General features: G+C 66.7%; 27 protein-coding genes. 10 read left to right on the top strand and 17 right to left on the bottom strand.

Annotated features, from left to right (window positions below; genetic code table 11):
- Positions 1-27: 27 nt before the first annotated feature.
- Complete coding sequence (locus tag D7Y61_RS03405; RefSeq protein ID WP_049462507.1) at positions 28-255, top strand: hypothetical protein; 228 nt, start codon at positions 28-30, stop codon at positions 253-255.
- 477 nt (positions 256-732) lie between these two features.
- Positions 733-2223 (top strand): glycine betaine/L-proline transporter ProP, encoded by a 1491-nt coding sequence (proP, locus tag D7Y61_RS03400; RefSeq protein ID WP_180865029.1) that lies wholly within the window; start codon positions 733-735, stop codon positions 2221-2223.
- Between the two features lie 72 nt (positions 2224-2295).
- On the opposite strand, the gene D7Y61_RS03395 is transcribed toward proP, so the two are convergent.
- The 10 genes from D7Y61_RS03395 to D7Y61_RS03350 all read right to left on the bottom strand — a co-directional run bounded on the left by D7Y61_RS03395 (position 2296) and on the right by D7Y61_RS03350 (position 13813).
- Positions 2296-2925 (bottom strand): AAA family ATPase, encoded by a 630-nt coding sequence (locus D7Y61_RS03395; protein WP_180865027.1) that lies wholly within the window; start codon positions 2923-2925, stop codon positions 2296-2298.
- 3 nt (positions 2926-2928) lie between these two features.
- On the bottom strand, positions 2929-3270 hold the full coding sequence (locus tag D7Y61_RS03390) for a type II toxin-antitoxin system prevent-host-death family antitoxin (RefSeq protein ID WP_180865025.1): 342 nt from the start codon (positions 3268-3270) through the stop codon (positions 2929-2931).
- 70 nt (positions 3271-3340) lie between these two features.
- Entirely contained in the window at positions 3341-4933 is a 1593-nt protein-coding gene (locus D7Y61_RS03385; protein WP_180865022.1) for a sensor histidine kinase, read from the bottom strand.
- A 9-nt stretch (positions 4934-4942) separates the two neighbouring features.
- Complete coding sequence (locus tag D7Y61_RS03380) at positions 4943-5347, bottom strand: response regulator (RefSeq protein ID WP_180865094.1); 405 nt, start codon at positions 5345-5347, stop codon at positions 4943-4945.
- A gap of 136 nt (positions 5348-5483) precedes the next feature.
- Positions 5484-6938: a surface lipoprotein assembly modifier gene (locus tag D7Y61_RS03375; RefSeq protein ID WP_180865020.1), complete on the bottom strand. Its 1455-nt coding sequence runs from the start codon at positions 6936-6938 to the stop codon at positions 5484-5486.
- 90 nt (positions 6939-7028) lie between these two features.
- Positions 7029-7793 carry a Slam-dependent surface lipoprotein gene (locus D7Y61_RS03370; protein WP_180865018.1) on the bottom strand — a complete coding sequence of 255 codons (765 nt, stop codon included), beginning with the start codon at positions 7791-7793 and terminating at the stop codon, positions 7029-7031.
- Between the two features lie 54 nt (positions 7794-7847).
- Complete coding sequence (locus D7Y61_RS03365; protein WP_180865016.1) at positions 7848-10970, bottom strand: TonB-dependent receptor; 3123 nt, start codon at positions 10968-10970, stop codon at positions 7848-7850.
- Between the two features lie 182 nt (positions 10971-11152).
- Positions 11153-12109, bottom strand: coding sequence for a FecR family protein (locus D7Y61_RS03360; protein ID WP_180865014.1), 957 nt, complete (start codon positions 12107-12109; stop codon positions 11153-11155).
- 82 nt (positions 12110-12191) lie between these two features.
- Positions 12192-12695 carry an RNA polymerase sigma factor gene (locus tag D7Y61_RS03355; protein WP_180865011.1) on the bottom strand — a complete coding sequence of 168 codons (504 nt, stop codon included), beginning with the start codon at positions 12693-12695 and terminating at the stop codon, positions 12192-12194.
- Positions 12696-12886: 191 nt separating this feature from the next.
- Positions 12887-13813, bottom strand: a complete 927-nt coding sequence (locus D7Y61_RS03350) for a LysR family transcriptional regulator (protein ID WP_180865009.1) — start codon at positions 13811-13813, stop codon at positions 12887-12889.
- A 150-nt stretch (positions 13814-13963) separates the two neighbouring features.
- Here D7Y61_RS03350 and D7Y61_RS03345 point away from each other — a divergent pair, with 150 nt between their 5' ends.
- The 4 genes from D7Y61_RS03345 (at position 13964) to D7Y61_RS03330 (ending at position 16762) form a co-directional block, all read left to right on the top strand.
- Positions 13964-14830, top strand: coding sequence for a pirin family protein (locus D7Y61_RS03345; RefSeq protein WP_180865007.1), 867 nt, complete (start codon positions 13964-13966; stop codon positions 14828-14830).
- A 71-nt stretch (positions 14831-14901) separates the two neighbouring features.
- The gene (locus D7Y61_RS03340) at positions 14902-15582 is read left to right on the top strand and encodes a hydrolase (RefSeq protein ID WP_049399760.1); all 681 of its coding nucleotides are present in this window, start codon (positions 14902-14904) and stop codon (positions 15580-15582) included.
- 55 nt (positions 15583-15637) lie between these two features.
- Positions 15638-16279, top strand: coding sequence for a hydrolase (locus tag D7Y61_RS03335; protein ID WP_180865005.1), 642 nt, complete (start codon positions 15638-15640; stop codon positions 16277-16279).
- An 84-nt stretch (positions 16280-16363) separates the two neighbouring features.
- The gene (locus tag D7Y61_RS03330; protein WP_180865003.1) at positions 16364-16762 is read left to right on the top strand and encodes an OsmC family protein; all 399 of its coding nucleotides are present in this window, start codon (positions 16364-16366) and stop codon (positions 16760-16762) included.
- Between the two features lie 94 nt (positions 16763-16856).
- Here the strand turns inward: D7Y61_RS03330 and D7Y61_RS03325 are convergent, their stop codons facing one another.
- The 6 genes from D7Y61_RS03325 to D7Y61_RS03300 all read right to left on the bottom strand — a co-directional run bounded on the left by D7Y61_RS03325 (position 16857) and on the right by D7Y61_RS03300 (position 23640).
- Complete coding sequence (locus D7Y61_RS03325; protein WP_005409871.1) at positions 16857-17186, bottom strand: hypothetical protein; 330 nt, start codon at positions 17184-17186, stop codon at positions 16857-16859.
- Between the two features lie 98 nt (positions 17187-17284).
- Complete coding sequence (locus D7Y61_RS03320) at positions 17285-19030, bottom strand: putative porin (RefSeq protein WP_012511241.1); 1746 nt, start codon at positions 19028-19030, stop codon at positions 17285-17287.
- Positions 19031-19071: 41 nt separating this feature from the next.
- Positions 19072-19737, bottom strand: a complete 666-nt coding sequence (locus D7Y61_RS03315) for a cell envelope integrity protein TolA (RefSeq protein WP_180865001.1) — start codon at positions 19735-19737, stop codon at positions 19072-19074.
- A 39-nt stretch (positions 19738-19776) separates the two neighbouring features.
- Positions 19777-20190, bottom strand: coding sequence for an ExbD/TolR family protein (locus D7Y61_RS03310; protein ID WP_005409874.1), 414 nt, complete (start codon positions 20188-20190; stop codon positions 19777-19779).
- Between the two features lie 10 nt (positions 20191-20200).
- Entirely contained in the window at positions 20201-21985 is a 1785-nt protein-coding gene (locus D7Y61_RS03305) for a DUF2341 domain-containing protein (protein ID WP_180865000.1), read from the bottom strand.
- 38 nt (positions 21986-22023) lie between these two features.
- Positions 22024-23640 (bottom strand): ShlB/FhaC/HecB family hemolysin secretion/activation protein, encoded by a 1617-nt coding sequence (locus D7Y61_RS03300; RefSeq protein ID WP_180864998.1) that lies wholly within the window; start codon positions 23638-23640, stop codon positions 22024-22026.
- 201 nt (positions 23641-23841) lie between these two features.
- Here D7Y61_RS03300 and D7Y61_RS03295 point away from each other — a divergent pair, with 201 nt between their 5' ends.
- Positions 23842-24177 (top strand): hypothetical protein, encoded by a 336-nt coding sequence (locus D7Y61_RS03295; protein ID WP_180864996.1) that lies wholly within the window; start codon positions 23842-23844, stop codon positions 24175-24177.
- A gap of 90 nt (positions 24178-24267) precedes the next feature.
- Here D7Y61_RS03295 and D7Y61_RS03290 read toward each other — a convergent pair whose 3' ends face one another.
- A complete protein-coding gene (locus tag D7Y61_RS03290) occupies positions 24268-24717 on the bottom strand; it encodes a general secretion pathway protein (protein ID WP_180864994.1) in 450 nt (149 codons plus the stop codon).
- 115 nt (positions 24718-24832) lie between these two features.
- Here D7Y61_RS03290 and gspH point away from each other — a divergent pair, with 115 nt between their 5' ends.
- The 3 genes from gspH to D7Y61_RS03275 are packed head-to-tail and all read left to right on the top strand — an operon-like array spanning position 24833 to position 26249.
- Positions 24833-25279: a type II secretion system minor pseudopilin GspH gene (gene gspH, locus D7Y61_RS03285; RefSeq protein WP_180864992.1), complete on the top strand. Its 447-nt coding sequence runs from the start codon at positions 24833-24835 to the stop codon at positions 25277-25279.
- Positions 25276-25638, top strand: a complete 363-nt coding sequence (gspI, locus tag D7Y61_RS03280) for a type II secretion system minor pseudopilin GspI (protein ID WP_097047718.1) — start codon at positions 25276-25278, stop codon at positions 25636-25638. The genes gspH and gspI overlap by 4 nt, the downstream gene beginning before the upstream one ends.
- On the top strand, positions 25635-26249 hold the full coding sequence (locus tag D7Y61_RS03275; protein WP_180864990.1) for a prepilin-type N-terminal cleavage/methylation domain-containing protein: 615 nt from the start codon (positions 25635-25637) through the stop codon (positions 26247-26249). The genes gspI and D7Y61_RS03275 overlap by 4 nt, the downstream gene beginning before the upstream one ends.
- Positions 26250-26464: the final 215 nt, after the last annotated feature.

The raw sequence follows: 26464 nt of genomic DNA, 5'->3' as shown, positions 1-26464 counted from the left end.
TGGCCTCCATCATCGCGAGGAACCGCTGTGCACGCTGGCTCACTGTTCCACGTCTGCTTCGCCACCAGCCTGGCCATTGCCGGCTGTGCCGGCTGCATCCACCAGTTCCTGCAGGGCCAACCGTTCTTCGCCCTGGCCATCATGCTCTCGGTGCTCACGATGATCGGCGCCGCACTGGTCACGCGGAAACTGGCACTGCCGGGCGCCTTGGCGATGGCCTGCACGGTGTTCGGTTTGCTGGCGAAGTCAGCCTGAACCTTCTGAACAGGCGACGTGGAACACAGCGTGCAGATCAGCCCGCTTCGCTGCACGCTCACGCCGGTGCCGTTATGATGAACGGATGATCGACATGACCCACTACGTGACGGGCGCACCTGTTACGTGGGAAGCACTGCCGACCGGCGCTTCGCTTGCCACGATTGCTCCCGCCCTGCATTTCCATCGCCTCGCGCTGGATCCCGGCGGATGACGCCCGCAGGCCCACGGCCTGCCTTCCCCACACGCTGATGTGACACGCGGCTGCCAACTGCGCGGCCGTTGTGATCCCGTTGCCGCGTTTCCGCCCTTGCGGCGGTGCTTTGCCGTGCGCGTGGCGTTGCGCCTGCACACATTCCCCGGCCCCCACGCCGCCTTCCGATGCCCCTGCGCCACTTGCGCCTGCATCGCCGTTTCCGATTTCCGGGACACACCACAGCACCCATTCCCCTATTCCATACCTACAAGGGAGCCCCTATGCAGGACACGCCCGATTCCCATGCCCACTTCGGCTGGTTCAAACGCCGCCGCCACCTGAAGGTCGATGAGATCACCGTCGTCGACAAGCCCATGCTCAAGCGCGCCGTCGGTGCCGCTGCACTCGGCAATGCCATGGAGTGGTTCGACTTCGGTGTCTACGGCTATCTGGCCGTCACCATCGGCCAGGTGTTCTTCCCGTCGAGCAATCCCACCGCGCAGGTGATCGCGGCCTTCGCCACCTTCACCGTGGCATTCCTGGTGCGCCCGCTGGGTGGCCTGGTGTTCGGCCCACTCGGCGACCGCTACGGGCGCCAGAAAGTGCTGGCGTTCACCATGATCCTGATGGCGCTGGGTACCTTTGCGATCGGCCTGATTCCTTCCTACGAGCGGATCGGCATCTGGGCACCGGTGCTGTTGCTGCTGGCGCGTGTGGTGCAGGGCTTTTCCACCGGCGGCGAGTATGGCGGTGCGGCCACCTTCATCGCCGAGTATTCCACCGACCGCAACCGCGGGTTGATGGGCAGCTGGCTGGAGTTCGGTACGCTGGGCGGCTATATAGCCGGTGCCGGTACCGTAACCGCACTGCACATGCTGTTGAGCAGCGAGCAGATGCTGGACTGGGGCTGGCGCATTCCATTCCTGGTGGCCGGCCCGCTGGGCCTGCTCGGCCTGTACATGCGCATGAAGCTGGAAGAGACCCCGGCATTCCGCGCCTTCGCCGAGGAGGCCGAGAAACGCGAACATGATCGGCCCGGGCTTGGCGCGCTGTTCCAGGTGCATGGCCGCCAGCTGCTGGTATGCATGGGCCTGGTGCTGGTGTTCAACGTCACCGATTACATGCTGCTGACCTACATGCCCAGCTACCTCAGCGTGACCATGGGCTATGCCGAGAGCAAGGGGCTGCTGCTGATCATCATCGTGATGCTGGTGATGATGCCGTTGAACATCGTCGGCGGGTTGTTCAGTGACAGGTTGGGCCGTCGGCCGATGATCATCGGTGCCTGCATCGCGCTGCTCGTGCTGGCTATTCCGTGCCTGCTGCTGGTGGGCAGCGGCAACGACTGGCTGATTTTCCTGGGCCTGATGCTGCTGGGCCTTGCATTGGTGTGCTTCACCAGTTCGATGCCGTCCACTTTGCCGGCGCTGTTCTACACCCCGGTGCGCTACAGCGCGCTTTCGATCGCCTTCAATGTGTCGGTGTCGTTGTTCGGTGGCACGACGCCGCTGGTCACCGCATGGCTGGTGGAGCGTACCGGCGATCCGCTGGTGCCGGCCTATTACCTGATGGGCGCGGCGGTGGTCGGGCTGGTGACCATGCTGTTCGTGAAGGAAACCGCTGGTCTGCCGCTTCGCGGTTCGCCGCCCGCTGTGGGCAGCGACAAGGAAGCGGCGGCATTGCTGAAGAGCGATGTACCGGTGACGGTGGACCCGAGCCTGCCGCCGCTGCCGGACGTCGCGGAGCCTGAGCAGGTGAAGCCGGCCCTGTAGAGCCCAGCCCGCGCTCGGCTGCCTTTCTCGGAATCAGCCGAGCATGGGCTCGGCCCTACAACGTGCATGGCCTCAATCGCGCGCGGCATTCAACTCCATCGCGCGCATCACGATGGGCTTGGCCCAGTCCGGCGTGTGCATCAGCTCGGCCACCGAGACCGGATACTGCAGTTGGCCATGCGTCATTGCCAGCACCGGCAGCGGCTCGACGCAGCCATCGGCATCAGCCGGGGCACTGTTGTCGTACACGTGCAGCTCGGCCAGGTACGGCAGAAGATCCAGCAGGTGCTCGCGTGCCGAGTCGAAGCGGGCGTGGATCTTCTCCACCGGAATATCATGGCCGCCGGCAGCTACCCGCGCGGCGACACGGGCGATGTGCAGTTCCACCGTCGCCAGGCCACAGAACCAGATGGCCACCTGGTGCTGGTCGCAGGCCTCGCGCAACAATCGCGGGATGGTGTTGCCCCCCAGCGTAGTCTCGAATGCGAAGTCGCTGCCGTCGGCCATGGCCTTGCGCAGCCGGCGGGTGCCTTCCTGCCACGCTTCGGCGTTGGCTTCGGCCAATGGCCACCCGGCGTCCACCAGGCGGCGGGTAAAGGAATCGGGGTTGAACCAGCTCAGCCCTTCGGCCTCCAGCCAGGTGCCCAGCAGCGAACTTTTGCCGGCGCCATTGACGCCGGCCAACACCAGGATCCGCCCCATCGGTCAGAGCGGACGGCCGAGGGTGACCTTGCGACCGCGACGGATCGGCTGCCCAAGCACCCTGCCCAACCCCTCTCCGCGTTGCAGGCTGGCCAGGGTCTGGTCGAATTCATCGCGCAGGCGCAGCAGTTCTTCGCTGCGCTCACCGGCGTCACCGCCGGCGGCCTTGGCCAGCAGTTCCTGATACGTGCGGATATCCACGATCACCGCTTCCGGATGATTGTGGTTGGTGATGACCAGCGCCTGCTTCTCGCGCACAGTGCGCATCAGGCTCGGCCAGCCACGGGTCTTCACCGACGACGCCGGGGCCTTTTCGAGGCCGGGCAGATCCAGCGGCAGGGTCATGGCACGGCTCCGGGCAGGGACAGTTGAGGCCATTATGCCCAATTTGGCCAAATTGGGGATAAATGGACATCTATCTGCCGGAATCGTCCGCGGCGCCCGGGGCATCGGTCTGCAGCAGGCTGTCGCGTTCACGCAGAGGGAAGCGGATCCAGGCGTCCAGGCCTTGGGGACCAAAGCGCAACTCACCGCTGCCGGCCAGTTCGTACGGCACGCGCTGCTCGATCAGCGCCCGGCCAAGGCCGCGCTGCCGGGGCAACTCCCAGTCCTCCACCTCGGCGTGGCGCTCGCACCAGTGCAGGCCCAGCCATGGCTGACCGGCCTGAACCTGCAGATCCCAGGTCACCTCGATCCGGCCATCCTCATGGGTCAGAGCGCCGTGCCGCAGTGCGTTGCTGGCCAGCTCATGGATCGCCAGGGACAGTACTTCGGCCGCCTTCGGCGGCAGCAGCACGTCCTCGCCCTGCAGGCGATAGGCAGCCGCCGCTGGCGTCTGCGCCGCGATCTCTTCATCAAGCATGCCGCGCAGGCAGACCCCGGCATTGGCGCCACGGGTCAGGAGGCTTTGCGTGCGCGCCAGTGACATCAGTCGCCCGCACAACCGTTCAGCATATTCATCCACGCTGCTGACCGACTCGCGGGTCCGCCAGGCAATGGCATGGATGGTCGACATGATGTTGCGCACCCGGTGCTGCAGCTCGGCCAGCAACACCGATTGGCGCTCGGTGGCACGCTTGAGGTCGTCGATGTCCACGGCGATGGCAAAGACTCCGCTGACCTTGCCATCACCATCGCGCAGTGGCGCGGCCGCGACCCGGGTCCAGCGCGCGCGGCCATCGTCATGCAGGTACTGGAACTCCAACCCCGGCACCACGGTCTCGCCGCGCATCGCACGGGCGATGGCAAAATCCTCCGGCCCGATGGGGGTGCCGTCGGCGTGCCAGCCACGCCAGCGATGCTGGTTCTCTGCATCCGAAGATGGCACCTTGCCCGTGGGCAGGTAGGCACGCATCTGATCGTTGGACAGCAGCATCCGGCCCTGCAGATCAACGATGCACAGGCCCACCGGCAACATCCGGAAGGCCAGCTCCAGGCGCCGCTCGCTCTCACGCCGCCGCAGCTCTTCGCGCTCTCGCGCCGCCAGCGCCAGATGCGCGGCGGTGGTTTCGAACATGGTCACCAGTACGCCGTTGATGCGTCCTTCCTCACCACGGATCGGGCTGTAGGTGATGGTGAACCAGATGTCTTCCAACCGACCGCGCCGGACCAGCGGGTACAGCTTGTCCTCGAAGGTGAGTGTCTCGCCCTGCCAGACACGGGTGTAGATGGGCCCATTGATATGCCACACCTCGGGCCAGCATTCGCGGGTCGGCTGGCCGAGCCCGCCAGGATGCTTGTCAGCCAGGATCTCGGCATAGCCATCGTTGTAGAGCTGCACCAGCTGCTCGCCCCACAGCACGATCATCGGGAAGCCATGGGCGAGCATCAGGTCGACGGTGGCGCGCAGGTGGGGTGGCCACTGCTCACAGCTACCCAACGGTGTGGATGACCAGTCGTGGCGGTCTATGCGGGCGGCCATGCCATCGTGGCGCGCGCGCAGGCGCGGTGCAGGTGGCATCCCGCCACGCAGCTTGGCGGCGTGGATACCTTCAGGACGGCGCGACATGCCGCGCAATCAGGCGGTGCCCGCAGAGACCTGCGGCGTCGCCACCAGCCCCGCCAGCTGCTGCACCAGGGCTTCGATGTGATAAGGCTTGGTACAGCGCGGTGCGCTGGCGAAGCGGCTGGGCAGGTTGTCGTCGTAACCGGAGGTCAGCAGGAAGGGGGTGCCTGCCTCGGCTAGCCGATCGGCCAGCGGATAGACCTGCTCACCGCCCAGGTTGATGTCAAGCAGCGCCACATCGATGGGATGGGTATCGACCAGCTGCCCCAGCGCCTGCAGGTCACCGGCAGGCCCCACCACCTGTGCGCCTTTCAGCTCCAGATAGTCGACCAGGAACATCGCGATGGCGAATTCATCCTCCGCCACCAGTACACGCAGCCCTTTCAGGCCCTCTGGCTTGTTGCCCGCTTCCAGCACGACCGGCGCTCCTCGATGCACGCGGCCTACCTCTGCCGCAACGCCCGCAGGATGCGCGAACCGGGCTACAAGAGCGCGTGATGATGGATGAAGATCGCGGCCACGGCGCGTTCACCGCGGCAGCGCAACGGCGCGTTCAGAAGGCCCGTTCCCACTTCAGGCTGAGGAGGCTACGGTCGTGGCTGTACAGCCAGCCGACGTTGCTGTCGATGCGCGCGTAGCGCAGGCTCAGGCTGGGTACCAGCCCGGCCACGGCCAGGCGCTCACTGCGCACGATGGCGATCAGATTCTGTTCGTCGTCCTGCCTGCGCGCCTCCAGCAACGGACTCCAGGTGTCGTAGTCGCGCTGGCGCAGCGACACGAACAGGGTGGCGGTGGTGCCGCTCCACTGCCGTGCCGCACCCAGCCGCAGGCCCCGCTGACGGTAGCCGTTGGCCGGGTCGGCAGCGCTGCTGTCGGTGACATCCAGCCCGGCGAATACCGTCCAGCGCGGATTGAGCGCGCGGAACCAGGTGGCATACACCGATGCCAGCTCGCCGTCGTAGTTGCTGGCCAGGCCCTGCTGGCGATACCGCTGGCGCTTCCAGTCGGCCTCCAGCTTGAGCAGGCTACGTGCATCCAGGGTGTACTGCCATTCCGCGTGCACGCCACTGCCGCCCTGCAGCGCATGGTTGCCCAGGCCCTGATAGTCATAGCTGGGGGCGAGCATCACGGTCTGCCGTGCACTACGCCAGCTGTAGCCCGCCTGCACGTTGGCATTGAGCTCGTTGTACGCACTGTGCCCGCGCCATGCCTGACCGAAGGCGAGACCGCGCACGTACAGCCCATGATGCCCGCCGAGCACCCAGCGCCGTTCCAGGCTGGCGTCGTAGTCGAGGCCCGCCGCGCGCTGGGCATCCGGCAGCTTCCGCTCGATGATGCAGGCGTCGCCCACGCCGAACAGGCAGGTGCGACTGGCCGAGCTGCGGTTGATGTTGTCACTCCATGCCGGGCCGGCGGACAGCGCGCCTTTCCAGCGCTGGCGCGCCTGCAGGGCACTCAGGTAACCGTCCACGCGCGCACGGACGCCGGCCGTGGCCGGATCATCGGCATTGATGCCTGCAGCGATGGCCGTGAACAGCGCGGCCGCATCGCGATCGCGCTGGTCTTCCGCATAGACACGCGCCAGCTCGAGGCGGGCCGGCAGGAAATCCGGCTGCGACGCCAGCAGCGCTTCGTACTCCTTCGCTGCGCGACGATGGTCGCCTGCCACCCGCGCCAGCGCTCCCTGCGCGTAGTGGCGCAGCAGGGGGTCATGCCCCGGCAGCTCGATGTACTCATCGAGGAACGCAGCGGCGACCTGCCATTGCTGATGCTGCAGTGACAGATAGAGGGCCTGGCCAAGATCATCGACGGTGCGCTCCACGCGCAGCGTCTGGCCGTCGATGGTGATGGTCGGCCGCTCCGACTCGGCCTGCTGCAGGCGCTGCTGGTCCTGCTGCTGGTGGCGCAGTTCGGTGCCCTGTTCAAGCACACGGCGAAGATCGTCCTGCTGGGCGCGCACGTTGGTGGCAGCCAACAGCAGTACGACAAGGAAGATGGAATGGCGCATGGTCGATCCGTGGTGGAGCGTACACCGGGCCGAAGCAGGGACTGGCGGATCGCGGCTTGTCCCTGCCCTGCCCCGTCAAGGGCGTGGCGATCAGTTCTTGCTGCCGCCGAAAGCGGTGTCGTACTGGCTGTTGCCGCTGAAGGTGGCGATACCGGCCAGGGCGGCCGCGTTGGCGCCGAAGAACTGACCCTGGGTGGTGCCGGTGACCGAGCCGTTGGCGGTGGCGGTGCCGGCGAACGAGGCGTTGGCGCTGTTGATGTTGGCGTTGACGTTGATCGACAGGCCGCCACCGCTCAGGCCACCGAGCAGGGTGCCATTGCCGAAGTTGGCGCGGAAGGTACCCGACAGCAGGTTGCTGCCATTGAACTTGTTCAGGCCTGCCACGCTGTAGGTGGCCACACCGGCCGGCAGCGTGGTGCCGGTGCGGTCACCGACGAAATAGACCTGGCGGTTGTTGAAACCACCGGCGGCGCCATCCTTGGACCACTCGCCGAACCACACATCGCCGCTGCCGACCTTGACGAAGTTGAAGTGGCCCATGCCCGAGTGGCTGCCCGGCGCGCCGGTGATCGGCATGGCCAGGGTGCGCACGGTGGTGCCGTTGACCGTGGTCGGCACCGAGTACGCCGACAGGCCCTGGAAGTCGACACGGCGGGCGCCGGAGACGGTGCCGACGCCGATGCCGGCCTTGCCAGCCTGGTGCGGGCCACCGTTGACCTGCGATTCACCGACGGCGACGTACAGCTCGGCATCGGTCACCGGGCTGGCTGCGCCCACGATATCGGCTGCCTGCGCGGCACCAGCCAGGGCGAAGGTTGCCGCAACGGCGAGAACCGAACGGGAGATCATCTTCATGGTATTGCTCCTTGGATTGAGGGAACTACGGGTACAACACGTGAAACGGATACATCAGAAGCGCGCGGTGACGCCGAGCTTGATCGTGCGGCCCGGCGCCGGCAGCGTGGAGCGTGTGGCCGGGTCGACGTAGTAGCGGTTGCCGAGGTTGCTGCCGACCAGCTCGACGCTGGCGTGCTCGTTGAAGCGCCAGCGCGCATAGGCATCGACGGTGGTGATGTTGCCCCAGGTGAACGGCACGTTCTGCCACAGCAGGCTGCTGCCACCGGCCAGCAGCCGGTCGCGGTACGCCTGCAGATCGGGGTTTTCGTGGCGCTGGTAGTGAACGATGCGGCTGCCCAGTTCCAACCGCTCATCGAACAGGCGGGTGCCCAGCGACAGGTTCACAGACAGCTTCGGAATCGCCTGGGTCAGCAGGTAGCCACTGACGAAGCCGTCCTGCACGCAGTTCGGGACCAGGCCACGATTGGCGTCCAGCAGCACGGCCGTACTTTCGTCGCACACCTCGTTTTCCAGCGTGCGGGCGATGCCCAGGTCGGTGAAGAAGCGCCGATTGTCGAAGCGCGCCTGCAGCTCGATGCCGCGAATGGTCTGCTTGTCGATGTTGTCGAACAGAAAATACGCATCACGCTCGATCACGTTGCGGGTCTTGTGCACGTAATAGGCCAGCTTGACGTCGGCATCGGCGGTGTTGCCGAACAGGCCGGAAAGGTTGTGCACGTAGCCCAGTTCGTAGTTGTAGGCGTGTTCCGGCTTGAGCGAATACAGCGGGTTGAGGCTGCTGGAGAAGGCGATGGTGCTTTCAAACATGCTCGGGAAGCGCACTGCCTCGCTGTAGCGCAGGTAGACGCGTGCGGCCGGCGACAGGTTCACCGTGGCCGAGAAACTGGGAAGCCAGGCATGGTCACGACGGCGTTCATTGCGCCCATCCACCGGTCGCGACTGCAGGGTGCTGCCGATGCTGCAGACCAGGTCGCTGCCCGCGTAGAGCGGCAGCGCACCGGGAATCCCCGCCACCTGGCCATTGAGGCAGGGGTTGGTGGCACGGCTGTAATTGCCGCTGGCATCAGGCTGCCAGGCGATGCGGTGTTCCACTGCCTGCGGCGTCTCGTAGTACGCCAGCAGGCCATGCAACGCATCGTCGATCACCGAACCCATACCGATGCTCTCCCAGAACTCACGTTCGGCCTCGAGCGCGTCGATCTCCGCCTGCAGACTGGCCGGCCGCTCGGGCAGCTCGTTGGTCCGGTAGGTCGCCTCCTTGCTGCCCACGCCCTTGGTCAGCAGCTCCGAATGCGCCTGCAGGAAGTCGTCGAACGCCCAGTAGCGGCTGTAGCGCACGCCGGCGTTGAGGGTGAGGAACTCGAACGGGCGCCACGCCAGATTGAGGTAGCCCTCGCCTTCCTGGCGGCGACCGGCACGCGGGTACATGCGCCAACCATCGGAAGGACCGAAGTACGGGTCACGCGAGCCGAGCTTTTCGTACTGCCAGTTGCCGCCCACGGTCAGGTCCAGGCGGGAATGCAGGGCGAAACGGTTGCTCAGGGTCAGGCCGGTGCGATCATTACGCGCATTGGCCAGCGCGGTGTTGCGCAGGATCGGGCTGGCGCCCGGGTTCCAGGCCGGATTTCCCGGCGCGAAGTTGGGAAAGCCGCCTGCGGTGTAGGTATCGCTGTCCGTCTCGGTGCGCCACAGGTTGGCGTAGAGGTCCAGCCAGCGGCTTCCGGCCGGCTGGAAGCGGTACTCCAGGTTCCAGGCATCGGACGCAACCCGGCTGAGCGGCCACTGGATGCGCCCGTAATCGGGCGCGGACAGGATGCGCGACGGCATGATCTCGCCGTAGTGCGACAGCGTGCGCCGCCACGTGGCCTTGAGCTGCTGGACATCGTTGATCTGCCAGCTGCCCTTCAGCAGCCACGATTCCTGTTCGCTGGAAGTGTTGGGCACTTCATCGCCGGGCTTGAAGTAGCGCGCAAGCGTGGTGATGTAGTCGATGCCCTGGTACTCGAACTGCTCGCGCGGGTCCTGGTCGTAGTAGGCGCTGCCCTTGCTGCCGGAGAAGTAGTTGCCGCGCTTGCGCCAGGCATAGGCCGCCATCAGGTCGACCGTATCGCCGCGGTAGCCGAGCGCCAGACGCCAGGCCTGGTCCTCGCCGTCGAAGGGATTGTTGCCACTGCGCGACTTCACCGGCACCACCAGGGTGCGGTCGTCATAGGGCGAGGCCGGCGACGCCTGCGGGAAGCCGGGTACCGTGCGGTAGTCCTCGCCGGTGTGAAGGCGCGGCAGGCGCGGCGCCACCGCATTGCTGCTGCCTTCGATCTTCAGCTCCCCGCCGAAGCGCTCACCCGCTTCCACGATGTCATCGACGTCGATGGTCTTGATCACCAGCGCGCCACCGATCCCGCTGTGCACATCGCGCACCAGCCCTGGCCCCTTGATGACCTGGATGCCACCAATCAGGTTGGGATCGATGTAGTTGCGGTTGCTGACGCCGTTGTAGCCGCGCCAGACCGTGAGCGCCTGCTCACCACCGTCGATGCTGACCGGCACCCGCCCCGGCCCCTGGATGCCGCGGATGTTGATGTCCAGCGCGCCGCTGTTGCGTGCGTCGCCACTGAACACACCGATCAGATCCTTGACCACGTCGGCCGGATTGGAGCCGCGATAGCGCTCCACCCGGTCACGCCCCGAATACGCCGTGGTCAGGTCCAGCGCGAACACATCATCGTAGCCGCGTCGATCACGGGCCTCGCCCCCTTCCGACTGCAGGCGACCGGCCACGTCCAGTGTTTCGGTCACCCGCACCCCTTCCCCCTCACCCGCCTCCGCTGCGGCACGCAGGCTCCAGGTGCCGTCCATGCCGCGCTGCGCGCGCACGCCGCTGCCGCGCAGCAGCTGCTGCAGTGCCTGCATCTGGCTGTACTCACCACGCACTGCACTGGAGCGGCGGCCCTCCACCAGGTCACTGCGGAACACCACCTGCACATCAGCCTGGCGACCAAAGGCACGCACGGCGTCGGCCAAGGGCTGTTCCGGAATGACGTACTGGCGCACCGGCGCGACGACCGCCGGTTGCGCCTGCACGACCGGCACCCAAGCCAGCGGCAGCAGTGCGGTGGAGATGGCCAGGGCCAGGACGGTGGCGCGACGATGACAGGCGAATGCCGTGGACGGCATGGACAGGAACTCCTCAAGCGTGGCGGAACCACGGGCACATCCGGTGCCGGTGGCATGTCTGGCTTGAGGAGAAACGGTGTTTCGCTCTGGCTATACCTCTATAGACAGCAGGGCACAGCGAGTGCCCACGGTTTTTTCATGTTTTTTTCATGTGGCGGGCTGTGCGCTGCGCCGCAGGCGCCTCACCACACCACCAGCGCGCCACCGGGCAAGCGCTGCACACGCAGTCCTGCCTGCGCGGCGACCGCGTCAATGGCGGTCTCCGGCTGCTGCAGATGGAACAGGCCACTGACCCGTACGTCCTTGCCCTGCCCGCCCAGTACCCACACCGGAGCACGGCGGTAGCGCGCCAGATCGGCGATGGCCTGCGCGGCCGGCTGATCGTCGATCACCACCTCGCCGCGCCGCCACGGCGCCATGGTCTCGGGATCTTCCAGCCGCACCGGCTGCAGCCAGCGACCGTCACGGAACACACGTGCCTGCCCGGCATGCAGGCGCTGTACGCTGCCATCGCCGGGGCGCACATCCACGACACCCTCACTGACCTGGGTCACGACCGTGGTGTCCTGCATGGATACGCTGAAGGCCGTGCCGATGTCACGGATCTGGCCACCGCCGGCATCGACCTGGAACGGACGCTGTTCATGCGCCACCTGGAACCAGGCCTGCCCGCGCAACAGGCGCAGGCGCCGCTGCTGGCCATCGAACGCAACCGCCAGTGCGGTGCCCGCATCGAGTACCGCGGTGCTGCCGTCCTCCAACTGCACCACGCGCGGTGCATCGCTGCTGCGCAGGTCACTGCGTGCCAACAGCAGCGCGTGTGGCGCAGCGGCAACCATCAGCGCCACCGCGGCAGCACTGGCCAGCAGCCACGGCAGGCGCCGACGCGGCGCGATCGGGCGCAACCCTTGGCGATCAGCCGTCAACCCGGGCAGCGCGGCCAGCACCTCGGGCCCGGCGGCATCCAACCCTTGCCAGAAGGCCTGCTGCTGGCGCCATGCCAACGCGTGGCGGGGATCGGCCTGCAGCCAGCGCTGCAGAGTTCGTTGCTGGCGTTCCGGCAGCGGGCCTGCGCTGCACCGGATCACCCAGCGCAACGCCTGCCTGGCCTGACGCGGCGAGGGTTCGGACGTGGTCATGGTTGTGGCCTGCCGCACCGCGAACGGGTGCGCCTTCCTGTTGTGACAACGGCGGGCGCGATCTGCCCACGGCAATCGCGGCTCATCGGCGTGTTCCCTGCTGGTGCTGCTGGATCAGCAACGCCGCGCGCATCACGTATTTGCCCACCACACTCTTGGAAATGCCGAGATGCGCGGCGATCTCGCGCTCGCTCAGGCCCAGGTAGCGGTTGAGCACGAAGCACTCGCGCACCTGTGCCGGCAACGCAAGGATAGTCTGGGTGATCTCGCGCAGCTGCGCCTGGTCCAGCGCCTGGGCCTCGCCATCATGGCCTGCATCGACCATGTCGACGGCGTACTCGGCCATCGCGCGCCGCTCGCGGGCCTCAGCTTGGCTGCGGTTGAGCGCGTGATGATAGGCCATCCGGTACAGATAGCCGCGCGGCTCGAGGATGGGTGGATCGCCGGGTACGCTGCTGGCCTTCAGGTACAGGTTCTGCAGGGTGTCCTCGGTACTGGCCGGGTCGAGATAGCGCGCGATGAAGCGAGACAACGCACGGCGCTCGCGGATCAGCAGCTCGACCAGCGCCAGGGCATTGGGAGACATAGGTGCCAAGGCCGGACCGGGGAATGATGGGCGTGATGGCGACGGTCCGAAGGTGGATTGTGGGCCGCGCGGCCGCAGGCGGCAAGCCGCACCGTGTAGAGCCGAGCCCATGCTCGGCTGTGCCTGGGCCAAGGGCAGCCGAGCATCGGCTCGGCTCTACAGTAGATCCACGCCATGCGTGGATGGAGGATCTAAGGTTCCTCCAGCGCCTCGAAACGCTCGGCGAGGTAATCGATCAACGCGCGCACCGCTGGCAGCAGCCCCCGCCGCGACGGGAACACCGCATGCACGATGCCATGCTTCGGCACCCACTCCTGCAGCACCGGTACCAACGAGCCACTGGCCAGCTCATCGGTGATCATCATCCGCGGCAGCATCAGCAGCCCGACCCCGGCCACGGCGGCCGCACGCAGCGCGATCATGTCATCACTGACCAGCCGGGGACGGTGGTGCACGCTGGCCTGCACGTCCTCCGGCCCGGTGTACTCCCATACATGCTGCTGGCTGGGCGATGCCAGGTCCACCGTCGGCATCATCGCCAGATCAGCCGGCACCTGCGGCGTACCCAGCCGCTGCAACAACGCCGGACTGGCACTGGTGCACCACACCCGGCGCGCCAGCACACGCACCACCAGGTCGCTGTCCTCCAGCGGCGGCGGCCGTACCCGGATCGCCACGTCCACACCCTCGCCCACCACGTCCACGCGGCGGTTGGTGGCGTCCAGCTGCACCGTCACCTGCGGGTGCAGGGCCAGGAAGTCGGCCAGCATCGTGCCGATGCGCGCATGCAGGATCGCGATCGGGCACGCCAGGCGAATCGTGCCGCGCGGCTCGGCGCGTGACATCGCAATCGCTTCTTCGGCCGCCTCGGCCTCGACCAGCATTGCCTTGCAATGGCGGTAGTAGTCCTGGCCGACCTCGGTGACCGAGAAACGCCGGGTCGAGCGCTGGATCAGGCGCACGCCCAACCGTTCTTCCAGCAGCGCGATGCGCCGGCTCAGTTTCGACTTTGGCATGGCCAGCGCCCGACCGGCCTGCGAGAAGCCGCCGTGCTCGACCACCATGGCGAAATAGAACAGATCGTTGAGATCACAACGGCGGATATCTGCGATGAACACGGGGCGATCTCCTGCGGCCCACGGCCTGCCGCCATTGTTCACCAGATAGGACTATGACGGCAAATATTGGCGTCTACCGGCCCAATTGTCGCGGCGATATCGTCTTCGCAACGAAGAACAGCGGCCGGCAGCCCCGGCCAGGAGATCGCCATGAAGCGTGTCACCGGTAGCTACAGCGCCCCCCGCCCGCACTGGGTAGGCGACGGATTCCCCGCCCGCTCGATGTTTTCCTACAACACCCACGGCCAGCACCTGAGCCCGTTCCTGCTGCTGGACTATGCCGGCCCGTACAGCTTCGCGCCCAGCGATACCCCGCGTGGGGTCGGCCAGCATCCGCACCGCGGTTTCGAGACAGTCACCATCGTCTATGAAGGCGAGGTCGCGCATCGCGATTCGACCGGTGCCGGCGGCACCATCGGCCCGGGCGACGTGCAGTGGATGACCGCTGCCTCCGGCATTCTCCACGAGGAATTCCATACGCCGGAATTCAGCAAGCGCGGCGGCACCCTGGACATGGTGCAGCTTTGGGTGAACCTGCCGGCGCGGGACAAGATGGGCGCACCGGGCTACCAGACCCTGCTCGACGCCGACATTCCCTCGGTGGATCTGCCTGAAGGCGCCGGCCGCGTGCGTGTCATCGCGGGCCGCCTCGACGGCCACGCCGGCCCGGCACGTACCCACACGCCGATGGATGTCTGGGACATCCGCCTGCAGCAGGGCCACCACGCCGAACTGCCGGTGGCCGATGGCCGCACGCTGGCGCTGGTGGTGTTGAAGGGCCAGGTCCGGATCAACGGCGGCCAGCCGGTCGGCGAGGCGCAGCTGGTCACCTTCGATCGCAGCGGCGAGGACGTGTTCGTCGACGCCGACAGCGACGCCACTGTGCTGCTGCTCAGCGGCGAGCCGATCGACGAGCCGGTGGTGGGCTATGGCCCGTTCGTGATGAACAGCCAGGCCGAGATCAGCCAGGCGGTCAACGACTTCAACAGCGGCCGCTTCGGCCGGATCGCGCACTGAGCGCTTCCGCGCGGCGGGCGATGACCCGCCGCGCCAATGGGCCATCGCCCACTTTCCCCAGGAGACCGACCATGAGTACCCCCGCCAACTTCAACGGTGCCCGCCCGGTGATCGATCCGGACAACGCCGCGATGTTGCTGATCGACCACCAGAGCGGCCTGTTCCAGACCATCGGTGACATGCCATTCACCAGCGTGCGCGCCCACGCCACTGCGCTGGCGAAGATGGCCACGCTGGCAAAGATGCCGGTGATCACCACCGCCTCGGTCCCGCAGGGCCCGAACGGTCCGCTGATTCCGGAGATCCATGAGGCCGCCCCGCATGCCCAGTATGTAGCGCGTAAGGGTGAGATCAATGCCTGGGACAACCCGGAGTTCGTTGCTGCGGTGAAGGCTACCGGCCGCAAGCAGCTGATCATTGCCGGCACCATCACCAGCGTGTGCATGGCCTTCCCGTCGATCGCCGCCGTGGCCGATGGCTACCAGGTGTTCGCGGTGATCGATGCCTCGGGCACCTATTCGAAGATGGCCGAAGAGATCACCCTGGCCCGCGTGGTGCAGGCCGGCGTGGTGCCGATGGACACCGCCGCGGTGGCCTCGGAGATCCAGCGCAGCTGGAACCGCGACGATGCCCAGCAATGGGCCGAGGTCTACACGAAGATCTTCCCGAACTACCAGCTGCTGATCGAGAGCTACCTCAAGGCGCAGGACGTGCAGAAGAACCAGGAGCAGCTGGATTCGCAGCGCAGCTGAGCTGCCCCCGGGGTGCCGGCCCGCTGCCGGCACTCCTCCCAACCGGAGACCCATCATGTCCAGTGAACCGATCCGCGACCCGGCCAGCGACCACCTGCTGACCCCGCAGAATTCCGCCTTCATCATCATCGACTACCAGCCGGTGCAGGTGAACTCCATCGCCTCGATGGACCGCCAGCTGCTGGTCAACAACATCGTCGGCACCGCCAAGGCCGCTGTGGGTTACGGTCTGCCGATCGTGCATTCGACGGTCAACGTCAAGACCGGCCTGAACAAACCGCCGATTCCGCAACTGCGCAAGGTGCTGGGCGACTACCCCACCTACGACCGCACCACCATCAATTCCTGGGAGGACGTCGAGTTCCGCAAGGCGGTGGAAGCCACCGGCCGCCGCAAGCTGATCATGACCGCGCTGTGGACCGAGGCCTGCCTGACTTTCCCGGCCCTGGATGCGTTGAGGGAAGGCTATGAGGTGTATGTGGTGGTCGACGCCGTCGGCGGCACCTCGCTGGCCGCGCACGATGCGGCGCTGCGCCGCATCGAACAGGCCGGTGGCCAGCTGATCAGCGTGCCGCAGTTGTTCTGCGAGCTGCAGCGCGACTGGGCCCGCTCGGAAACGGTGCCGGCTTTCATGAATCTCTTCATTGAAACCGGTGGTACGGCAGGCATCCAGTTCTCGTACGATCGTACCGAGTGATTGGGTGGCGGCGCCGGTCCTGGCCGGCGCCGCCTTTTGGAGCAGTCGAGCATGGTTCGACGCTACAGACAGATGGAGAATGTGATGGCCTACGCGCGCATTGTTTCGACCGGCGACAACTACCTGCACCACATCAACAATGGCAGCTTTGATGTGGATGCGGACGAGCCCGCCTCGCTGGGCGGCCAGGGCAAGGGCTTCGCGCCCTTCGATCTGTACCTGGCCTCGCTGGCCGCCTGCACCGCCATCACCCTGCGCATGTATGCGCAGCGCAAGGGCTGGGAACTGGGCGAGTTCCATGCCGAGCTGCGCTCGGACCGTGACGCGGATGGGCGCTTCCACGTGCACCGCGTGCTTCATGCCAGCGCCGAGCTGAGCGATGCGCAGTGGCAGCGGTTGCTGGAGGTGGTGGAAAAGACCCCGGTGACGCTGGTGATGCGCGAAGGTGCGCGCATCACCAGTGAGCGCGGGGGCGCAGCGTAACCCCATCCACGCATGGCGTGGATCTGCTGTAGAGCCGAGCCCATGCTCGGCTCCTCAGCGTGCAGCCGAGCGTGGGCTCGGCTCTACATTCCGCTCAGCGGCGTGAATGCAGCACAGTGCGCTGGCGCATCGCGTTGAATTCCTGCTCCACCTGCTGGATGTCCTCGGCCTGGAAGCCGGCCGCATCCAGCAGCTGGTCGGCGGCAGCCGCCGCCAGCGGATCATCGTCACGCTGGCGCCAGCAGCGCGCCGGCAGGAAATAGCCCACTTCGCTGCGCCCGCGCATGATCACCACCGGCCGGCCCGCATACAGCAGGAACTCGGCCAGGTGCTGGCGCAGGCCCTCCACTGAAACATAGGCCGGTCCAACACCCAGCATCTGGCTGGACGGTTCGGGACTCTCGAACAGCTTGCGACGGCTCATCCACTCCTCCTTTTGAACAACGCGTGGTCTCCTTTCCTTAGACGGGCGCATCGCTGCGCCCCCGCCACGCACTACGTGATCCGCATCACGCCCGCCACTCAGAACCCGGTGTTGAACTCCAGCTGGAACACGTCGATCGACAGCGGCGCGCCGGACACTTCCTTGGCCGCCATCCACTTGCCGCTGATCCAGCTGCGTGCATCCAGCGCGTAGGCGCCGCCCACGTAGTAGCCGCGGGCGTTGGTGCCGCCCAGGTGGAAGTTCGGATCGTTGTAGGCATCGGGCAGTGCGTCGGCCTCGATGTGCTTGTAGCCCAGCAGCGCCTGCCACTGGCCCTTCTCCTTCAGCTCGGTGGCACCGAAGGTGGCCTGCACCATCCATGCGGTGTCGCCACTGCGGAAGGTATCGATGCCGACAGTATCGCCGGCGCCGTAGTTGTTGACGATGCCGTTCTGGGCACGACTGAACATGGCCTGCTTGTCGTAGGCCAGGTTGCGGATGTAGTCGCCATCCAGGCGCAGACCGATGCCCTGCGCCAGCTGCGTGTCCCAGCGCAGGTTCAGCGTGGCCAGGCGGAACGCCGAGGCCAGGCCGACATACTGCGGGGTCGGCGTACCGGCCGGATCCACCGGATTGCGCGCGATGTTGCGGATCAGCATCAGGGTATTTCCCTTCTGCATGAACGCCGGGCGCGACCAGTCGGTGTCGCAGCCCACCGCACCCGAGTACAGCGAGCACGTTGAGGACAGGCGACCGCTGATGTTCTTGAAGTCGTAGTAGCCCAGCGCAGCACGCAGCGCGTTGTCATCGTTGAAGCGCCAGTTCACGCCCACCTGGGCACCGGACAGCCACTTGTTCTCGTTCGGAGTCTTGACCTTGCTCTGGCTCGGCGAGCTGTCTGAGGTGTACTCCAGCGGTACCACCGCGAGGTTGCCGAACAGGTCGAGGTCGCCACCATCGAAGTCATACTTCAGGTTCGCGGCCAGGCCATCGAAGTTGAGATCGTTGGAGAACAGCGTGTCGCTGGTCCAGAACGGATTGCCGAAGCGGCCGCCACGCACCGTCACCCAGTCCGCCGGGCTGTAGGCCAGCCAGGCCTGGTCCAGCCACACGTCCTTCTTGCTCAGGCCGCCGCCCAGCTGCTCGGTGGTCGACACCGGGCCATTGCTGCTGCCGCTGGCCAGGCGCACGCCGGCCGTGGTGTGCTGGCCAATGGTGGCCTCGATGCCCAGGCGGGCACGGATGCGCCACAGATTACGGCGGTCCTGGCGGGTGTTCAGCAGCGGCGGCAACTGCAGGTTGGTATTGGTGTTGGTGTCGAAGCCGTTGCCGGAGTTGATCGACGACCAGTTGCTCACGATGTCGCTGTTGCGCTCGGAGTAGAAGCGCGACTCGCTGCGCACACGCATGTCACCGGTGACCTTGATGCGCTTGGTCCACTCGGCCACTTCGTTGGGTGCCGCCCAGCCTTCCGACTTCGCCTGCGCCATCACGTCCTGGCGCACTTCGTCACGGATACCATCGCGCACGCTCTGCGGTACGTACGGCACGCGCACGTCACCGGCCTCCAGGGCCACGCCACCGCTCGCCGCGGTGCTGCCCGTGGCTGCAGTGCGCTGTGCGGCCGCCGCTTCGGCTTCGGCCTGTACCAGCAGTGCCTGGCCGTCTTCGGGTTTCAATGCACCGCTGGCGATCAGGCCCTTGATCAGCTTGACCATGGTGGTTTCGGCCGCCATCGCACCGGCCGGGGCGGCCAGGCTGAGCAGCACGGCGCAGCACAGCAGCGCCCGTCGGGCCGGCCGCGGGCGGCGGGAGTCGGTTCGTGCGCGGACGTGGTCGTTCATCACGGTTCTCATCGAAAGAAGGGAAATCACGGAAGTCGGAGTCAGGCCCCCGGCCGGCGGCCCTGGATCAGGACGCGGGCGGGGAAATCGAGTGACGGCGGCGGTGCCTGGTCAACCTTGCCGATGCGACGCAGGGCATCGAGCACGGCCGCGTCGGCCTCCTCGTTGCCACTGCCGCGCACCAGCTCGACCTTCTCCAGGCGGCCATCGCTGGCCAGCCATACGTTCACCTGCAGCTGGAATGCCAGGCGCTTGACCTTGTCGTCGCGCGAGATCGCCTGCTGCATCAGGTAGCCCAGGTAGCGGCCGTAGGTAGCGTTGCCGGCGCCACCACGGCCAACGCCGGACGAACCGCCACCACTGCCGGACTGGATACCGAAGTTGTCACCACCGGCCTGCGCGTCGGCATTCATCGTCACCGGATCGCTGTTATCCGGCGTCGGCGTCGGCTCTTCGGCCGGCGTCGGCTGATCCAGCGGTTCCGGTTCGGGCATCGTCTCTTCCGGTGGTGTCTCCGGCTCCGGTGGTTTTTCCGGGGGCGGCGGGGGCGGCGGCGGAGGGGGTGGCAGCGCCAGCATCGGCGGCTGCGCCACCGGCCGACGGGTGCTGGCGGTGTCCTTGAACAACAGCCACCACACCGCGATGCCGAGCACCAGCAACGCGGCCAGCACCAGTGCCACGGTCACCAGCAACTGGCGACCGCGCATGCCGGGCTCCGGTCGAGGGGGTTGATGGGCCGTCATGCCTCAACCCTGCGCCTTGCCGGTGACCAGGCCGACCTGGGCCAGCTCCAGGCGCCGCAGCAGGTCCAGCACCTCGACCACGCGGGCGTACTGCACCTGCGCATCACCGCGCACGATCACCGGGAAATCTGGCGTGGTCGCGCGTTCGGTACGCAGCCGGTCTTCCAGCTCGGCCATCGTCACCGGATAGGCATCCAGGAACACCTGGCCACTGGGGTCGATGGTGATCGCCTTGGTCTTCGGCTTTTCCAGGGCCACGCTGTTGCTGGCCTTCGGCAGATTGACCTCGATGCCGGGGATGGAGGCGTTGCTGGTCAGGATGAAGATCACCAGCACCACCAGCAGCACGTCGACGAAGGGCGTTACGTTGATGCCCTTCTCGCGCTTCTTGATGCCGAACTTCGCCTTCTGGCCCATGGCGCGCCCCTCAGCCCTGGACCGCGGCCGGGCCGCGCCCGTCCTGCTCTTCGGCCAGGCGCGCGGCGAACTCGTCGATGAACACCGCCATATCCGCGCCGATCGCCTCGGCGCGTGCGCCCAGGTAGTTGTAGCCGAACAGCGCCGGGATCGCGACGCCGAGGCCGGCAGCGGTACACAGCAGCGCCGCCGCCATGCCGGGCGCCACCGAATTGATGTCCACCGCGCCAGCCATCGCCGCCACCACGAACACCAGCATGATGCCGATCACGGTACCGAACAGGCCCACGTACGGCGCGCCTTCGATGGTGGTCGACAGCCAGTTCATGCGCCGCGCCATCGCTTCCTGCTCGCGCACCATCACCGCATCCATCGAGGCGCGGATCGCCGCAATGGTGGCACCACTGAGATAACCACTATTGCCGTCGCGCTGGTGACGCTGCTGCATTTCATCGATGGCCACCTGGTAGATGCGCCACAGCGAGCCGTCGTGCATCGCGGTCGGCGCCTTGCCCTGGCGGTCCATCTCGGACAGAGTGCGCAGCGGCACACCGGACAACTTGCCGAAGCTCTCGGTGAATACCGCATTGGCCTTGCTGGTGCGGCCGAAGTGGCGGCTCTTGGCAATCATGATCGCCCACGACAGCAGCATCATCAGGCCGAGGATGGCGACCACCACCCAGGCATCGAACGGCATCGCCTTGAGAATGAAGCCGAAGTGGCTCTGCCCGGCGGATTGCTCGTCGGCGCCGTAGCTGATCAGGCGCGAGTCGGCGCCCTGAGCGGTGGCATCGGCCAGCAGCAGCGCGGCCGGACGTGCCACCCGCGAGATGCGCAGCTCATCCAGAGCGCCTTCGAAGTTGGCCAAAGGCTGTGCAGCACCCGGGGCATCGGCGCCCACCACCGGCGCGGTACCCAGCGCCGGCAGCTCGCCGCTCAGCTGGGCCACTACACGGCCGTTGAGGTACAGCTGCAGCGCACCCTTGTCCGCGGTCAGTGCCACGTGCGCCCACTGCCCTTCCGGAATCGGCTGTGCCGGCGTACTGCGCTGGCCATTGAGTTGCACGAACGGCACCCGGTTCTCGATACCGACCACCAGCTCGGAGGCGCCATCGCGACGGGCATAGATTGCCTGCGCCGCATTGTTGCTGCCCGGCTTGATCCAGGCCGAGAGGGTCAACGGCGCCCCCGCTTCCTGTGCCAGCGAGGCGCTGGCCGGCAACGGCAGCGGGCCTGCGCCCAACTGCACGCCACGGCCGATCACCGAACCTTCGGACGGCGGCACCACAGCACCGGCATTGTTGCCGTAGGCGGTGGTGTCGCGTGCAGGCGCATTGGCTTCGGCGAAGTGGTAGACCAGCGTGTAGTCCGGGTCGAACACCTGCTGGCCGTTGCCGCTGGCCGGGGCCTTCTCGTTGCCGTAGTACATCCAGATCGTCTGCGGCGCCGCGGCGCTGACTGCCGGCACGTCCACCCAGACCAGGGCCAGGCCCAGCTTGGGATCGAACTGTTCGATCTGATGGGCCAGCACAGTCCGGCCATCGCCCGAGACGAAACGCAGGTCGTTGCCCGCGTCCTGGGTACCGTCGAAACCGAAGTTGCCGGTATGCAGGCGCAACAGCAGCGGCGTGCGGCCCGGGTCAGCGGCCAGGCCGGCGCCTTGCGGGCCGGCGTCGACGGTGATCGGCTTGCGGTACTTCCATTCGGCCTGCCACCAATTGGCATCGGCCGCAGCAGCAGGCAACGCAACCAGCGCGGCCAGCAGCAGCAACACTCGGGAAAGCAAACGGTCCATGCGAAGGGTCTCCGGAGAACGCATGTTCAAGGGAAGGGTCAGTAACTGGTGCTGATGTTGAAATGCAGGCGCGGGTCGTCCTTGCGCGTGACCGGGCCATCGGCATAGGGCCAGGCGTAGTCCAGGCGCAGCTGCAGGTGCTCGCCCAGGCGCAGCTGCGCGCCCAGGCCGACCGAGGCCAGGTTGTACTTGTCACGCTGTTCGGGCAGTGGCTGGCGCAGGCGCAGGTAGGCGGCGTCTGCAAAGCTGTAGACGCGCAGATCCGTGCCGCTCCACAGCGACCACGCCGGGGTGCGCCATTCCAGGCTGGCCAGACCACCGTAGTCGCCGATCGCCTCGGCCGACAGGTAGCCACGCACGGTGTACATGCCACCGGCGGCGAACTGCTCGGCCGACACCAGCGGCGCATCGGTCACCTGCAGCGAGCCGCGCGCATACCATTGCCAGTCATTGCCGAAGGTGTGGGTGTTGGCCACGTCGGCCTTGAAGGCCACGAAGCTCGGGTCGGCCCAATAGCGCTTCTGCCCGAACCCGATGGCATCGCTGCCATAGCCGAACAGCCGACGGGTACCGGCCACCAGCTGCGTGTTGATGCTCAACTGATCCTGCTCGCCCTGGCGCACACCGACAAACGCCAGGCTGATCGGCGCGTACTTCAGCGGCGTCTTCAGGCTCTCCTTGCCCATCTGCGTGTCTTCCTCGGTGTCCTTGAAGTCCACGCCGAGGCTGAGCTGGCGCCACCATTGGCTGCTGCCGGCCAGGCGGTAGTTGAGCTTGACACCAATCGAATGACCATTGCCGATCACATTGGTGCCAGTGCCGGTTCCGACCTGCCCGCCCGCGTTCAGCACGCGGCTGTCGGACTTGTAGCCGGAGGCTTCCAGGCTCCACGGCGTGCCTTCGAACGGCATCGTGTACGAGGCCGAGAACACCTTGGCCTGCTTTGTATCTTCCGGCGCCAGGTACACGCCGATGTTGGCGCTGTGCCCGCGCTTCCACAGGTTGTCGTAGGCCAGCGACGCACTCAGGCGCAGCTTCTCGGTGTCGGCGCTGTGGTCGTTGTTGAGTGACGCGCTGGCACGCCACGGCGACTTCTCTTCGACCTGCAGGTCCACATCCATCGTGCCCGGCACCTGGCCTTCGCGCACCAGCGGCATCACCTGGCGACGTCCGCCTTCATTGAGCGCGGTCAGTTCTTTCTGGGCCTGGTCGAAGTCCGGCACCTTGCCCTCGGCAAGTGCCGGTACGCGTTCGCGGATGCGTTCGGGCGATTCGTGCTTCGTGCCCACGACCCGCAGCTGGCCGATCGGTGTCTGCTGCACTTTCAGCAGCACCACGCCGCCGGTGACCTGCTGCTCGGGCAGCTCCACGTAGACCGACTGGTAGCCCGCCTGCTGGTACAGCGCATTGACTGCATCGCGTGCCTTCTCGACATCGGCCAGGGTCTTTCCCGGGCCGAGGAAGGGCTCGACCGCGCGCTCGATCTGGCGCGGATCGAGCACGGTGTTGCCGCGCACGATGTATTCATTGATGTTCACGCTGGGCGCAGGCGCCGCCTCCTGCGCGAACAATGGCAGCGGCATCGCGGCCAGGGCCAGCACCAGTGGATGCAGGCGCAGGGGATGGCGGACGGCTCGGCACGGAACAGGAGTCATCGAAGGCATCGCGTCGTATCGAAGGTAATGGCCATGGAGCGGCGCGTGGGTCTACCAACAGGACGTGTACGTCGCGTCAAAACCGCCAACAGTTTTGTGACAGCACTGTCATCTTTTGACAGCGCCGCAACGCACGCAGGCGGACCCTGGCTTCGCCACACGTCTTCATTGCAGAGCGCCGATTGCTGCGGGAGATTCGAGATGCGTGAATCATTGATGGTGGAACTGCGCGGCGCCCTCGCCCTTGCGTTGCTGCTGGTGTTGGCCCCGGTTCGCGCCGACGAGGCGAAGAAGCAGGAGGACGCTGCGCCCTGCATCGAAGTGCAGGTCAATGGCGAGCGTATTCCGGCCTGGGACTGCCTGCAGCGCAAACTTGCGCCGGCATCGAAAACGTCGAAATCACCGGCGCTACCGGAGGCCGAACGCCTGATGCGGCAGCCCGGCAACCAGCTGATGCAGTACAACCTGGAAGGCACACGACAGCGCATGGGCGATGCCTTTGGTCGTTCGGTGGTACCGCAGCGTCCGGCGCGCTGAGCCAGCGCCTTTGTAGAGCCGAGCCCATGCTCGGCTGTTTTTGCACTCATCGGCGATGCCGCACAGGAGCAGCCGAGCGCGGGCTCGGCTCTACGGGGCGCCCGGCACGATGCCATCGGTCGGCACCGGCGGCAGCTCAGGCACCGGCAAGCTGCGTGATTGCCCAGCCTGGTTCAGTTCCACCGCGCTGGCACTGATGCTGGCCAGTACCGTGCAGGGTCCGAGTCGTTGGCCGGGCGAATACGCTTCCGCCGGGCGTCCATCCACCGAGAGCAGGGCCAATGGCGCATGGTCACCGGCCATCACGCCCAGCACCACCACCTCGGTCTGCACCGCACCGGGCGACAGCAGGCGCACCAGCGGCAGGCTGGCCACTGCATCGAACATCGGCCGTACCGGTGCCTCGGCTTTCGTCTCGCTGGCCGCGGCCGCTGGCGCCACCGCAGACAGGGTGACACCCCAATAGGCCACCACGGCCAGCAGCAGCGTCGCCGCCAGCAGGGTCAGTATGCGATTGCGATCCCAGCGCCTGCCATCCATGTTCCGCACCACCGCCACGTTCGTGTCCGCCTACGCTAGCAGCTGTGGCTGACGCTTTTGTTTCATCATGCCGGCCTACGCTGGCAGGTATCGACCCGGACAGGAGGCAACGTCGATGCAGCACGTGCCGCGTGGTTTCACCCTGCTGGAGCTGATGGTGGTGCTGGTGATCATCGGCATCTGCACGGCGGGCATCGGCCTGGGCCTGGGCAGCCTGCTCGACCCGGGCCGGCAGCTGCGGCAGGAAGCCGAACGGTTGGCGCAGCGCCTGCAGGTGGCACGCGATGAGGCCCGCATCGATGGCCGCACCCTGCGTTGGCAGGCCGACGCCGACGGCTATCGCTTCAGCCGCCTCGAAGGCAGCCGCTGGGTCACCGTTGAACGCGATGATCTGCTGCGTCCGCAGAAGTGGCAGGCAACGGGCATCGCGGTGCAGCCCGCCAACCCCATTGAGCTGAGCCCGGAGTGGATCGGTATCGCCTGGGAGGTTGGGTTGTCGCTGGATGGTCGCAAACTGCGTCTTCGTGATGATGGCAGCGGACAGTTGCAGGTCGTGCAATGAAGCAGGTGGCCCGCGGATTCACCCTGATCGAGGTGCTGATCGCGCTTGCGATCGTATCGATTGCACTGGCGGCGGTGATGCGCTCGGTGGCAGTGGCAACCGACGATCAGTCACGGCTGCGCGACCGTCGCCTGGCACTGTTGTGTGCGCAGGATCGCTGGCAGGAACTGCGCCTGAGCGGACAGGCACCGCAGGATGCCCGGCAGCGCTGTGTGCAGGGACGCGGCAGCTTCCTGGTGCTTCAGCATCTGGGCACGGGCAGCGACGGGCAGCCGCAACTGGAACTGACCGTGGTGGCCGAAGATGCACCGCGGCAGTCGCTGACCCGGATGCAGCTGCCGTGGACTGCCACTCAATGAAGCGGGTCGCGCGCGGCTTCACCCTGATCGAGGTGATGATCGCGATCACCATCATGGGCGTGCTGGCGCTGATCTGCTGGCGTGCGCTGGACAGCGTGGCCAGCAGCGACCAACGCCTGCGCCAGGCCGATGCCGAGACCACGACGGCGCTGCGCGTGCTGCAGCAGTTCCAGCGGGATATCGAAATGCGCGCAGACGATGCGCTGATGAATGGCGCGGTGCGCCCGGCAGATCGTCCGCAGCGATTGCTGCCCCCGTCGCTGGTGAGCGAGCGACACCCGGATGGCACCTTCGCGCTGGAGATCACCCGCAGTGTCGGCAGCGATGGGCTGCGCTGGCAGCGGGTGCGCTGGTGGCGGCAGGGCAACACGTTGTGGCGGGCCAGTGGTGCGGCTACGGACCGGTATCCGCTGCCAGAGCCTGAGCAATCGAGAGGCATCGCGGTGGCCCGGGATGTGCATCGGTTCGAGGTGCGCGCCTGGCAGCCCGGCGCCGGTTGGGCAATGTTGCCGAGCAAGGGCGAGGTGCTGCCGGCCACCGGGCTGGAGCTGCGGCTTGGCCTTCGCGATGGGCGTGGGCCGTTGAGTTACCGGCGGGTGCTGGAGCTTTAGGACTCGTTCGTGGCACCGCATCCACGCATGACGTGGATCTACGGCCGAGCGGCTCCTGCTGCCACGCCTGCTCTGGTGGGTGCCGACCGTTGGTCGGCACTGAGGCTGTCCGGGCATCCACGCATGGCGAGGATCTACTGCCGACCAAGGTCGGCATCTACCGTGACACATGCGCGCGTCCCTCCTGCCGCCGGGTGCTCTCCTGCACCCGGCGG

The sequence above is a fragment of the Stenotrophomonas maltophilia genome (genome assembly GCF_013464485.1).
Classification (GTDB): Bacteria; Pseudomonadota; Gammaproteobacteria; order Xanthomonadales; family Xanthomonadaceae; genus Stenotrophomonas; species Stenotrophomonas maltophilia_AW.
The sequence above is the reverse complement of the archived record's forward strand: the minus strand, read 5'-3'. Positions and strand labels throughout refer to the sequence as shown.